Consider the following 11,626-nt stretch of genomic DNA (forward strand, 5'->3'; position numbering starts at 1 on the left):
TATGGCTTTTCAACTATTATTGAATTTCATGATAGCATTCCTGTGGATGTTCCTGCACAATGACTGGACTGGGCCACGTTTCGTCATTGGTTTCTTGATCGGTATCCTCATTCTGCTCGGAATGCGACGTTTTTGGCCCAGATTATATCTAGGAAAAGTGTGGGCAATTATTAAGCTAATCCTTTTGCTGCTGCGGGAACTGGTCGTTTCAAGTTATGTAGTGGTAAAAGCCGTTCTGAGACCGGAGCTTAATATACGTCCAGCAATCTTGAAATATACTACAGAGCTGAAATCGGATTGGGAAGTGGCTACTTTGATCACATTGCTCTGCCTTACTCCCGGATCTGTGGTACTTGAAGTATCGGATGATAACCGGACTTTGTATATTCATGCCATGGATGTTGATGATCCCGCACAGTTCAGAGCGAATATCCGTGACACCTTTGAGCGTGCGATATTGGAGGTGACCCGTTAATGATCCATTTTATTCTTATGCTCTCGCTTACGATTATGGCGCTGGCGATTGGTGTATGCGCCTGGCGTTTGTTGAAGGGACCTTCTTTGCCTGACCGGGTAGCAGCACTGGATACGATTGGAATTAATCTGTTAGCCATGGTAGCCGTTCTTTCTGTTTTACTCCGAACGCAGGCTTTTATCGAAATTATTTTGTTAATAGGCATTCTTTCCTTTATCGGCACGACGGCATTTGCCAGATACATCGAAAGGGGAGTGGTGCTAGAACATGGAAACGATCAAGACAGTCGGTGAATTGCTGTTTGCTTTGTTAATTCTGATGGGGGCATTGCTTAGTGCTGTAAGTGCTTATGGACTGATTCGGCTGCCTGATGTTTATCTGAGATCGCATGCCGCTGCTAAAAGTGCAACCCTTGGTGTTTTATGTGTTCTGAGCGGGGCCTTTCTATATTTTGCATTTTTTCTAGATCATATAAGTGCTAAGCTGCTACTGGGGATTGTCTTTGTATTTATGACCTCACCTTTATCTGCGCATTTGACAGGTAGAGCTGCTTATCGCTCAGGGGTTCCCTTATGGAATCGCAGAATTCAGGATGATTTAAGAGAGGTACTGGAGAAAGAAAAAGCTGTAGCAGCATCCCCTGAACGGGATGTGCCTCAAGAATAAAATTCAGGAAATGTTAGTCTGTAATTTCGGATTACAACAATAAGTTTGGATCGCAATAGCTAAAAAGCAACAACCCTGCATGAAAACGCGGGGTTGTTGCTTTTTTAGATTAAAACTACTCTTTTTTTGTTATCTTAACGAACTAATATTTTGCCTTCTCCAGCAAGTATGCGAAGTACCCTTGGGAGTCGTTCACCGTCATTCTCAGGGATGTCCAACTGAATGCCGTAGTGGAAACTGCCTTGTTGTTCTTTGTTCCATTTCAATATTCCTTCTATGTACATAGATTCATCCGTAAGATTCATTTCCATGCCAATGCGTACTAGGTTATTTTCTGGGTTGATATTGAGGGGTAACGATAAGTGGCAACCCGATCGACTGATGTCGAACAATACAGCCCTTACAGGCTTGGAAGGAACCTGGATGCCGTTAATAGTAAGAATATGAAGATCAAATGTTACAGGTTCTTTAAGGGTATATCGAAAAGGTTCGGTTCTGCGATTAGTGTTCATATGCTCCTCCATACTTTTCCATGTAATATAAATTATCGACATAAAAGTAGGATTAGTGAAGAGTTGATTCTATTTTTGATTTATTTCACTACTTGAGCAGTCTCGTAGGTAAGGCAGCGCAGACTTTGATCAGGATAACGCATTTCTGCTGTGTAGCTGCTGCCATCTTCCAGCATCATCTGAACAGCGACCATGCCGCGTTTATCATTGGTTTCAGTGTTGATTAGTGTTGCTGTAACAATTTTTCGGCTTTCTTTTTGTTTATCTGTAAGGATAGTAATGGCCGTATTGATCCAACTAGCATCTTTATAGATGGCGCTGGCAGCAGAAGCGCTAATTGGTGTTCTTTTCAGAGAATTATTAATCGCGGTCGTATTCACTACCATACCGTTTATGGGATCAATTAGTACATCGTATTCCCAGAATTCCTTACCTTGCCCTTCTAGGGTCTTGGCGTTATATGGACTGAAATGTACAGCCCATGTCCACGGCAGCGAGGTTCGGGTATCACTCAGAATAACCCGCATCTGCAGCTTTCCCATGTCCACTTCGAATAATTTGCGAACGCTTGAAGCAGCGAGAGCAACGGTATCGCTTTGACTCAAATGCCCTACAGCAGGCGGTGTAACAGTGTTCCGTTTGGATACAGAAGTCTCATTACCAGCCATGTCTATGAAATTGTTAATTTGTTGTATTTCTTTAGGGCTCGTCTGCTGTTGTAGATCGTCATTCTCTGTGGACACCCGCGTGGGTGCTTCCAACTTCACCCCTGGGGTTTTGATGCTGGTTAAAGCTAAATGGGTGGTGTTTTGAATGACTGCACTGACGATTAGCAGACTCCCCGAGAACAGGAGTACAGCTAAAGCAGTGGGGAATTTTTTGTTATTCACTTGAATAACCTCCATTTGCTTCGGATGATGCTGAATCTTCCTAACCTTAAACTATAGATGTTATAGAGTAGGTGAACAGATGTTATGGAGTTGTAAAAAGATGCGGATACTTGTTCCTTGACCTAAAGTAGAATTCAGTGAAATTCTGGCTTGATGTGCATCTGCGATTTGCTTGCATAAAGATAAACCAAGACCCGCACCCCCGTATTCGCGTGTGCGCGATTTTTCACCTCGATAAAAGGGTTCAAAAACACGCGCGCTCTGTTCCGGGGTCATCCCAAATCCCGAATCACATACTTCCAATATGGCTTCATTTTGCAATGCATAGGCAAGCAAGCGGATGGTGCTCCCTTGCGGAGATGCATGAATGGAATTTTCGACAAGGTTAACCAAGAAGGAAGCTAGCAGATCATGATCACCCCAAACCGCAGGGATCGAATAATCCATTTCTAGTTTGATGCCTGCTTCGTCCAATTTAAGCTGCACAATCTGTTTAACCGATTTGAACAAATCTGATATGTCTACTTGTTTCAGAGTCAGAGGATGATGCCGTAGGACGGACAAATCCAGCAGTTTGAAGGCTAAATTCTTCAGGCGTAAGGTTTCACTAAGGATATATTGACCTGCCATCTGCTGTTCTTCCTGGCCTATATTTGCGGAAGTCAGAAATTCAGCAAATCCCTGCATACTGGTTAAAGGTGTGCGCAGTTCGTGGGCGAGGTTATCGACCATTCTCTGCTTTTCATCGGCCATATTAGACAGTTCGATCACGTGCTGTTCCACTGCGTTTGCCATTCGGTTAAAGTTCAGGGCTAACTCACCAAATTCATCTTTACTGCGCAACTGCACACGCTCAGTATATTTGCCTTCAGCGATCGTTTTTGTAGTCTTTGAAAGCTGTTTAAGTGGTTTGGTCAACTGCCGGATCAGCAAGTAGAGTAATAGGAGCAGAATTGGACCGATAATCCAGTTAATCATTACAAAAAAACGGTTCAGCTCATGCTGCTTAGCATACAGGTCACTGATATCACGTTGATAAACGATCGTCAAAGCTTGATAGGGAGCAGGGAGCTCAGTAGAGAGTTGAATAGAATGTGATTCCGGCGTTGAGACGGATGGGACTCCGGCATTCGGATAAACCAGCTGGTCATTCTCCCAGAGCTGTAGTCCGATTCCCTGCTTATGATAAAATTCACCATAGGATTGAGCCACGCTGGAGATTAAAGTAGAGGTAAGTGTGGCCCCACGGGTCTGAATCGATTCAAGATTTTCATAAATGTTGTTTGCAATTAATAGCTGTTCGCTTGAAGCACGCTGCATTTCGCTGTCCATGTTCAGCTGCCAGCTTTTTTTCATAATCATTATTACACTCACATCTAGGGCGACGATGAAGAAGGCGAGGACTGACAGCAGAATTTTATGCCAGAATCTCATACTAGACCTGAACTTCCAAGCGGTAACCAAGCTTAAATACGGTTTTAATTCGTTCTTCCCAGCCTAGTTTTTTGCGCAGCTGCCTGATGTGGACATCTACGGTACGGGTATCTCCTTCAAAATCATAGCCCCAGGCTAATTCCAGCAACTTTTCCCTTGATAAAGCAATGTTTCTGTTGCGGATAAGGACTTCAAGAAGCTCAAATTCCCTAGCGGTTAAATCTACGGGTAGTTGATCCACCATGACAAGCCTCTCAAGATAACGTACTTCAACGTTTTCACAAAGAAAATTGGAAGTGCCTTTTTCGCTCCTGCGTAACACCACATTGATTCTTGCCAACAATTCAAGGATTTCAAAAGGTTTAATGATATAATCATCGGCGCCCAGCTCAAAGCCCTTGATGCGATCAGCCAGTGAATCTTTAGCGGTGATTAGAATCACCGGAATTTGTAAGTGAGCAATCCGCTGCATGATCTCAAAACCATCCAGTTCGGGCAGCATTATATCGAGCAGAATTAAATCGGCCTTTTCACGTTCCAGCAGTTCAATAACCTCCAGCCCGCGATAAGCCTTGCTATAGGTATGTCCGACTAATTTTAGATTCATAGTAATTAAGTCACTGATTGCACGTTCATCTTCTACGACTATGATATGGCCCATAGTTCATTGTTCCCTCCTAAGCTAGCAAATCACTTCCTAATGCTAATAAACTATAAACAACTTATTACAGAATTGTCCAGTGAAGGTATGAAAAAGCATCTAGTTCTTCATAATTTTGATTGTGAATAGAGCTCAAAAAGGACTGAAAGAGAACGAAAGCAGTCTCTTAATCAATCCTAAAACACATCATTATAAGCCTTTGCAACTCTTTATTAATTGGAAATTCCATCCGTTGTTGACTTAGGCAAGGGGGTATCGGGGGCAATAAAATCGTGAACGATTTGACGGAAATATTCGTGATTATCATAGCTGTTGTACATACGCCAGGCCACCGTTTGGGAGTTGCCGAAAAATAACCGCTCGAACTGGGTTTGACGACCTCCGAATGCACCCGCTCCTAGTTCCCACGCCAGCCGGAATAAGGCATTTCGATACCATGCATCCGAGACATTCCCCTTCAAATATTCATAAAGATAAGAACCAGCGCTTGATGTAAAGTCGGCTTCAGAGGGGATCATGATGAGACCGCTTGAACTGAGGTTTTGAACCATTTCAACCATTTCTGGATAAAACTCTGAAAAGTGAATGGTTGAAGCCAATAGTGGTCCCTTGTCTGGAACGAGATATCCAAATTTGTCGAGCGAAGCCCCTATTTCCGCTGCAAGTCTTAAGGCTTTGAAAGTTTCTAAATAGGTTAATATTCTGGAAATAGGCAAAATCGTGTAGGATTCAAGGACAGCGTTTTGTTCTTCAGCCAAAGACTCTAGCATACCAAGAAAAAACTCGGTTTTTGCAATATAGCGGGTGACAATTTGGTGGGCCATATGCGTATGAAAGTTACTCTCGCCGAATAATCGGGAACAGTACATCTCATCGCCATAATAAAATATACGATCATGAGGGATAAGTACACGGTCAAAGATAACAAGGGTATCCATTTCTTCATATCTTGAACTTAACGGATGGTCGTAAGTAGATGAGGCAGCGTAGCTTTCACGGCAAAAAAAAGTCATTCCAGGCAGATCATTAGGCACCGCAAAGGCAAACGCAAAGGGATTATCATCATCCACAAGTGAGGGTGAGGGAGTCGGGAATACAAGCATTTCATCGCAGGTAGCTCCCTGTGTTGCCATCATAAAAGCACCGGTAACAATCATCCCCTCATCATTGATTTCTACGACTTTAGCAGCGATAGAATCCTCTGTAGCATCAATCTGGCCGGATATTTTGCTGGCTTGAGGCTGGATGAAGGCATGGGATAAGGTAATGTCATAATCACGACAGTAGGCATAGTATTTTCTGAGGTTCTCAGCATATTTCGGATTAAGGTCCTCAAGGATATCAGCAGCTGTGAAGAGAGACATAATGGCTGTATTCATATAATCGGGGGAGCGTCCTAAAAATCCATGATGTCTATTGGACCAGAGTTCAATCATTTTTCTCCGGCGTTCTAAATCTTCAGCATTTTTGGGTGGAAGAAAAGATAAACCAACAGGATCTCCAGTATCAGGTGAAGGATAGGTCATCTGCGCCAAATAACGTTCATCACACTGCATGTTATACATTTCAGCTTGTGTTTGTATGAGACCCTGAAAGGCAGGGTGTTTGGATAAAGGACCTTCAATACGTGTTCCTCTGTACCAGATATTGATCTTTTGCCGGTCGATTCGTTCGATGTATTGATTACCTGTTTTTATAGGCATAGGTTCCACCTCATTGAAGTCATCTTTGACTAATAAGCCGTATTATTGCTATTAATGTACGTGACCATGAATCTACGTGTACATTGTCCATATACCGTGTGTGAACAGGGAGTTTGGGGTTGACATAAACGAAGCTGACTTGTATATTTTGGATATTGGATTACAAATGTAGTCATGCCAGGAAAGAATGGTGGATAGTATTATGTCTAAGGAAACTCCAAGGATTTCGGATGCCGAGTGGGAAGTGATGAAGGTGCTGTGGGCAAGTGCCCCGCGCACTGCAGGTGAGATTGTTGAAGCACTAGAAGGCAGCAGGGACTGGAACCCAAAGACGGTACGGACGTTGATTAAGCGTCTGACAGAGAAGCAGGCTATTGGTTATAACCAGACAGGTAGGGTGTATTCATATTATCCGCTGGTGAGGGAAGAGGAATGTGTCCAATCGGAGACACGATCCTTTCTGAAGCGGATCTACGGTGGAACTCTGCGCCCGATGTTGGTCAATTTTTTGCAGGATGAAAAGTTGTCCCGGGAAGATATTGAAGAATTGAAGAGAATTTTGGATGAACGAAAGGACTGAGCCGCTTGCTGGAAGCTGCATACAATCTGTTCGTCAAGGTATTGTCGCTGTCTGCCATGGCGAGCGTGCTGGCTCTGCTGATCTTATTGACCCGGTTCCTGTTCAAGGATCGTCTAAAACCTACCTGGACGTATCTTCTGTGGATACCACTGATCGTGAGGCTGGCAATACCTTGGGCACCAGAAAGCACATTTAGTATTTTTAATCTGTTGCCGCTGGAGAAAGAAGCGGCGCAGAGTACCATTTTTCCGTCAGTACAGTCGGAAATCGGCTTTACTTATATGCCCGGGTTGACCGGAGAGGAAGAGGAAGCAGCGTCAGTTACTGGAATTGCAGAAACTGGACCTTTGCCGGGAGCATCGGCATCGGATGATGTGGCACAAGTCAATCCGCAAATAGACAGTTCTACCAGGGCGACCGATTCAGGGTGGGAGCCTCTACATTTACTGGTTTTGGCGTGGCTTGGCGGAGCCGCGGTGGTACTGGGCTTGTCGGTTCGAGCACAACTGCGATTTACCGCACGGGTTCGAAGGGAACCAGAGATTCATTCCTTAGAAATCCAACGGTTGTTCCGAACCTGTCAGCAGGAGATGCAGGTACGGCGCCCAGTCAAGCTGATCGAGACGAAGCAGATTGCCGTACCGACACTACTTGGCGTTATACGGCCCAATTTGCTGCTGCCCACCTCTACTTTACACACTCTGGAGACGAACGGGCTCCGTCATATATTCCTTCATGAGCTGGCGCATGTGAAGCGCCGTGATATTTTGCTAAATCTGCTGACAGGTCTGCTGCTGGCCATGCATTGGTTTAATCCTCTGTTGTGGTATGCCGTACGCCAAATGAAAGAGGATCAAGAGGTTGCCTGTGATGCTCTGGTCTTGAAGCATCTTGAACCAGCGTGCCACAGAAGTTATGCCCTGACACTTCTCAAATTGTTAGAAACCTTACCCGACCCGATCCGGTTGGCAGGTACAGCTGGCATTTCGAGCAGTAAAAAGGAAATGGAAAGAAGGATTATCATGATTACCAGACACAAAAAATTTACGGCAAAAAACTCACTGCTGGGCCTAGCTGTAATTATGGTCTTAAGTGGCTGTACCCTGACAGGGGCAAAGCTGAATTCTGCATCAGCCCCGGCAAAGAGCGCTCCTGCTACTTTTCGGGCAGAAGCGCAGGATAAAGAGAGCACGGCTTCCAGCGTTAAAGGCACTCTATTGGCGGAAAAAAACGGAATCACGGTATCTGCTAATCCCACTGGGGAGAATGCACTTTTGCATAAAGTCACGGTAGATGTGCGTGGTGAAGTAAGCCGTACGTTCTTGTGGAATGTCGGGGAAGATGAAACTCGGCCTCCATTGATTGAAGAAGCAGATGTGAACGGGGATGGGACTAAAGAAATCTTCATACGCATTACGACCGGCACAGGTACCGGACTTTCTATGAGTGAGATTCATGTGCTCCAGCCTGTTACCTTGGAAGAGCTTGTGGTCGAAGATCCGATCGAAACGTTGAATCAGAGGCTGAAATCCTCCATTACACACCGAAATAACCATACCTATGTATCTGCTGAACTGGACGGAAAGCATTTGACCAAAGTATATGATTACACTGAGGGAGCTTGGGGAGAGAAGGTCGGATTTGGCTCAATAGTTTCATACGAGCTGATAGATGACCAAATTATAGCCCACTTGGCTGGTGCAGCCTCTATGTCTGAGTTTCCGCTCGAAGTTATTGCCGTTTACGGGAAGAATCTGACCATTGAGAGCGCACAGATGTACTATGGTTCGTTTATATCTCCACCGCTCAGTGAACAGGACATCAAGTCCATGATGGAAAAACAGCTTCCGGCAAGCGGTTGGACCTTTAGCAAAGACGGAGATCAATATAGGGTGGATATAGATCCACTGAATGGCGTAGGGGAAGGCAGCAGCTATAAAATTAATCCGCTTACCGGAACGGTTCATGACGTAACTTCTGGCAGTCCACTGAGAAGTCTTGTAAACCGAGAAGCGATAGATCTGTGGGATATCTCTAACGGTACAGAATACCAGAAGGAACTGTATAAGTTACTCCAACCTATCTTTGCTACAGAGGGTTTCAAGCCAACAGGTACGGACTGGATTTCAGGCTTTATCGGGGATGGTTATTTGTTCAGTGATGTTAGGCAAGGAAGCAGGGAATTCACGATTAAAGTAGATGTCTTTACTGGTCAGTGGGAGGAAATTCCTGACCCGTATAAATAGTTAATTATCATAGGTCTGTACCGTACGATTGAAGAGACCATTACTAGCGAATTGAAACTAAAAGCAGCCAGTGCGCGCCGATGGATTATCGGCATGCACTGGCTGCTTAATTTTTCTAGAAGGGAGGATAGTCTCATGACTGCGTAACTTACGGATGACTAGAGGGCTATTCGACCTGGAACTGGTTTAATTCGTCCTGAAGCTTTTTGGACAACTGGTTGAGCTGCTGGGATAGCTCGGCAACCTGTTCAATGCTGTCCAATTGTTCCTGCGTGCTTGCGCTAACTTCTTCCGTCGAAGCGGAATTCTCTTCTGTAGTTGAAGAAATGATTTCGAGTGCCTGTAGGATTTCATCTTTGTGCTTATGGACTTTGGAGGTGTTGCTGCTGATTTGAATCATACGTAATCTCAAAGCCTCCAAATCGCTGTTGATGCTAAAGAATACCTGTTTCGTAGCCTCCACGGATTTTGCATTTTCTTCGGCAATTTCAAGTCCTTGGGCTGTGTATTCCACGGATGCTCTAGTTTTTTCCTCGATTTCATGAACCTTTCTGCCAATCTCCTGTGTGGCCTGTGCGGTCTGCTCCGCCAACTTGCGAACCTCTCCGGCAACAACGGCAAATCCGCGCCCCTGTTCTCCCGCACGTGCTGCTTCAATGGAAGCATTTAGCGCCAGCAGATTGGTTTGCGTAGCGATTTGATGTACCGTGTCCACGATACTTGAAATTTCATGACGGCTTTGATCAATATCATGAATGGCAGACGATATCGAATGAGTGGAGTTGTGATTTTCTTCTGCCCATTTCGATAACTGATTCAATACACCCAACCCCAGTTCGCTCTGGTCGGCAGAAGCCTGCACCATCGTCTCTATGGCTATGGCATCATTTGCGATTTCGTCAATTTGACCAGATAATGATCCGGTTTTTTGCAAAATCGTATCCGTTTCAATCGACTGGTAGTTGGTCGCATTCGCAATCTCATTAATGGCCGTTGCTGTATCGTTCATCGTTATAGCTGTACGGGAAGAAATGGATTGCAGATCTTTTGAGGACTGGTTTAATACCTGAGCGGAGGTACCCACTATTTGAAGCATCCCTTGAATTTTCTGGACCATGTTGAATATTCCGTTGGAGATTTGTCCAATTTCGTTGTTGGAATAGGCATCAAATTGAACAGTCAAATCCCCATTTTCCACCCGTTTGATTTTGGTGAGCAGCTTCGGTATGGATCTGAGCAGATAACGGAGTGTGATATACGAAAATAGAACGAGCAGAATCGCCGCTGCCACAAACCCGCCAATCGTTATCCAGGTGAACTTTTTTAATTCGGAGAGCACTTCACGCTCTGAAATAGTTAAACCTACGGACCAGCCGGTATCTTTACTTGTAGCATAGCCGATGTAACGGCGTTCTCCGTTGTCATTAATCAGATGTACGCCGGATTCACCAGCGATCATTTTCTTGCCGATCCCCCCAAGATCACCTGGCAGCTCATTAATCTTTTCCTTTGTGACCTTAGACTGGTCTGGGTGATACAGTATATCACCTGTTTTGGAGGCGAGAATGGAATAACCAGTGCTGCCTAGCTTATAGCTTTCCATTATCTCAGGGATATTTTTAGACGCTATATCAACCGCGACAAAACCGATTAATGTATTGTTGTCATTTTTTATCGGATAAAAAATACCCATCAGCATATCGCCTGTAGTGATGTCAATATAAGGATCGGAGTAGTATAGGCCGTCTGCTTCGATTGCTGGCTTATAATACGGCCGTTCTTTAATGTTAAAAGCAGTATCTGATGTCGTACCATTGTTCAGGATATAAAAACCTTTGCCGGCAGTACTAGCAATCCATGCATCTGCAAAAGTGGGTTCCACCTTTACAATGGCAGCTAGTGTCTTTGCTACTTCAGCGGCATGCGGTGAAGTCTTGGCCATCTCTGGAGATTTGGTGGTTTCGATGTATTGTTTGAATAAGTTATTCGTTGACATTTGCTTGACCAGTGAACCCTTTTCCTTAAATAGTGCATCAAATTGACTGACAAGTGCCTGTGTTTTGGTCTGAAGCATAGATTCTTGTTGTTTCACAAGTATGCTGCGAGTGCTGGAAAACATAAAGGTTCCCAAGATTGAGAAGACGACAACAATAATAACTAAAAGTACAATGGACAAAGTATTTGCTATGCTTGATGAACCGAACCGCCTTTTTTTTAGTTGTTTTAACATGCTACCATCTCCCCCAAGTTGTCTCTGAGCAAATAGCTCATAAGAACATATCGGAAGATAGTGAGATTTTCGAAATAGTAATTTTGAGAATAAAAAAATTAAATTAAAATGGATAACGCACAGGATAAACCCTTGACTGGTGCGGGATTTCAAGATGGTGGGGGGCGAGGGAGATCTTAACAATTAGTCTGTTCACTTGGCACATTGCAGTTACCCATTAGAGGCGAAT

At 44.3% G+C, this 11,626-nt stretch carries 11 protein-coding genes; 5 read left to right on the top strand and 6 right to left on the bottom strand.

The genetic code is table 11. The features are described from left to right. The first annotated feature begins 1 nt into the window (after nucleotide 1). Genes MKZ16_RS14175 through mnhG form a run of 3 tightly spaced genes read left to right on the top strand, consistent with a single transcriptional unit; the run spans nucleotide 2 to nucleotide 1,141 of the window. Complete coding sequence (locus MKZ16_RS14175) at nucleotides 2-475, top strand: Na+/H+ antiporter subunit E (RefSeq protein ID WP_076101747.1); 474 nt, start codon at nucleotides 2-4, stop codon at nucleotides 473-475. Beyond that, complete coding sequence (locus MKZ16_RS14180; protein WP_036686407.1) at nucleotides 475-768, top strand: Na(+)/H(+) antiporter subunit F1; 294 nt, start codon at nucleotides 475-477, stop codon at nucleotides 766-768. The genes MKZ16_RS14175 and MKZ16_RS14180 overlap by 1 nt, the downstream gene beginning before the upstream one ends. Further along, nucleotides 743-1,141, top strand: a complete 399-nt coding sequence (gene mnhG, locus MKZ16_RS14185) for a monovalent cation/H(+) antiporter subunit G (protein WP_036686408.1) — start codon at nucleotides 743-745, stop codon at nucleotides 1,139-1,141. Before MKZ16_RS14180 ends, mnhG begins: the two co-directional genes overlap by 26 nt. A gap of 134 nt (nucleotides 1,142-1,275) precedes the next feature. On the opposite strand, the gene MKZ16_RS14190 is transcribed toward mnhG, so the two are convergent. The 5 genes from MKZ16_RS14190 to MKZ16_RS14210 form a co-directional block, all read right to left on the bottom strand. Further along, a complete protein-coding gene (locus tag MKZ16_RS14190; RefSeq protein ID WP_036686410.1) occupies nucleotides 1,276-1,653 on the bottom strand; it encodes a PilZ domain-containing protein in 378 nt (125 codons plus the stop codon). Between the two features lie 80 nt (nucleotides 1,654-1,733). Then, nucleotides 1,734-2,543, bottom strand: a complete 810-nt coding sequence (locus tag MKZ16_RS14195) for a hypothetical protein (protein ID WP_051491458.1) — start codon at nucleotides 2,541-2,543, stop codon at nucleotides 1,734-1,736. 60 nt (nucleotides 2,544-2,603) lie between these two features. Next, nucleotides 2,604-3,977, bottom strand: coding sequence for a HAMP domain-containing sensor histidine kinase (locus MKZ16_RS14200; protein WP_076101750.1), 1,374 nt, complete (start codon nucleotides 3,975-3,977; stop codon nucleotides 2,604-2,606). A gap of 1 nt (nucleotide 3,978) precedes the next feature. Next, entirely contained in the window at nucleotides 3,979-4,638 is a 660-nt protein-coding gene (locus MKZ16_RS14205; RefSeq protein WP_036686413.1) for a response regulator transcription factor, read from the bottom strand. Between the two features lie 212 nt (nucleotides 4,639-4,850). After that, nucleotides 4,851-6,341: a 4-hydroxyphenylacetate 3-hydroxylase N-terminal domain-containing protein gene (locus MKZ16_RS14210; RefSeq protein ID WP_076104282.1), complete on the bottom strand. Its 1,491-nt coding sequence runs from the start codon at nucleotides 6,339-6,341 to the stop codon at nucleotides 4,851-4,853. A gap of 202 nt (nucleotides 6,342-6,543) precedes the next feature. Here MKZ16_RS14210 and MKZ16_RS14215 point away from each other — a divergent pair, with 202 nt between their 5' ends. Together MKZ16_RS14215 and MKZ16_RS14220 are read left to right on the top strand one after the other, a co-directional pair. Next, on the top strand, nucleotides 6,544-6,921 hold the full coding sequence (locus tag MKZ16_RS14215; RefSeq protein WP_036686415.1) for a BlaI/MecI/CopY family transcriptional regulator: 378 nt from the start codon (nucleotides 6,544-6,546) through the stop codon (nucleotides 6,919-6,921). A gap of 5 nt (nucleotides 6,922-6,926) precedes the next feature. Beyond that, the gene (locus MKZ16_RS14220; protein ID WP_076104281.1) at nucleotides 6,927-9,167 is read left to right on the top strand and encodes a M56 family metallopeptidase; all 2,241 of its coding nucleotides are present in this window, start codon (nucleotides 6,927-6,929) and stop codon (nucleotides 9,165-9,167) included. 166 nt (nucleotides 9,168-9,333) lie between these two features. Here the strand turns inward: MKZ16_RS14220 and MKZ16_RS14225 are convergent, their stop codons facing one another. Continuing rightward, nucleotides 9,334-11,397, bottom strand: coding sequence for a methyl-accepting chemotaxis protein (locus MKZ16_RS14225; protein WP_076104280.1), 2,064 nt, complete (start codon nucleotides 11,395-11,397; stop codon nucleotides 9,334-9,336). Between the last annotated feature and the right edge of the window lie 229 nt (nucleotides 11,398-11,626).

The organism is Paenibacillus sp. FSL R5-0928, assembly GCF_037970385.1.
In the GTDB taxonomy this organism is placed as follows: domain Bacteria; phylum Bacillota; class Bacilli; order Paenibacillales; family Paenibacillaceae; genus Paenibacillus_AQ; species Paenibacillus_AQ odorifer.

Excerpts from the sequence above, each read along its gene's own strand:
- MKZ16_RS14175 (WP_076101747.1), top strand. The coding sequence starts at position 2 with ATGGCTTTTCAACTATTATTGAATTTCATGATAGCATTCCTGTGGATG.
- MKZ16_RS14180 (WP_036686407.1), top strand. The coding sequence starts at position 475 with ATGATCCATTTTATTCTTATGCTCTCGCTTACGATTATGGCGCTGGCG.
- mnhG (WP_036686408.1), top strand. The coding sequence starts at position 743 with ATGGAAACGATCAAGACAGTCGGTGAATTGCTGTTTGCTTTGTTAATT.
- MKZ16_RS14190 (WP_036686410.1), bottom strand. The coding sequence starts at position 1,653 with ATGAACACTAATCGCAGAACCGAACCTTTTCGATATACCCTTAAAGAA.
- MKZ16_RS14200 (WP_076101750.1), bottom strand. The coding sequence starts at position 3,977 with ATGAGATTCTGGCATAAAATTCTGCTGTCAGTCCTCGCCTTCTTCATC.
- MKZ16_RS14205 (WP_036686413.1), bottom strand. The coding sequence starts at position 4,638 with ATGGGCCATATCATAGTCGTAGAAGATGAACGTGCAATCAGTGACTTA.
- MKZ16_RS14210 (WP_076104282.1), bottom strand. The coding sequence starts at position 6,341 with ATGCCTATAAAAACAGGTAATCAATACATCGAACGAATCGACCGGCAA.
- MKZ16_RS14215 (WP_036686415.1), top strand. The coding sequence starts at position 6,544 with ATGTCTAAGGAAACTCCAAGGATTTCGGATGCCGAGTGGGAAGTGATG.
- MKZ16_RS14225 (WP_076104280.1), bottom strand. The coding sequence starts at position 11,397 with ATGTTAAAACAACTAAAAAAAAGGCGGTTCGGTTCATCAAGCATAGCA.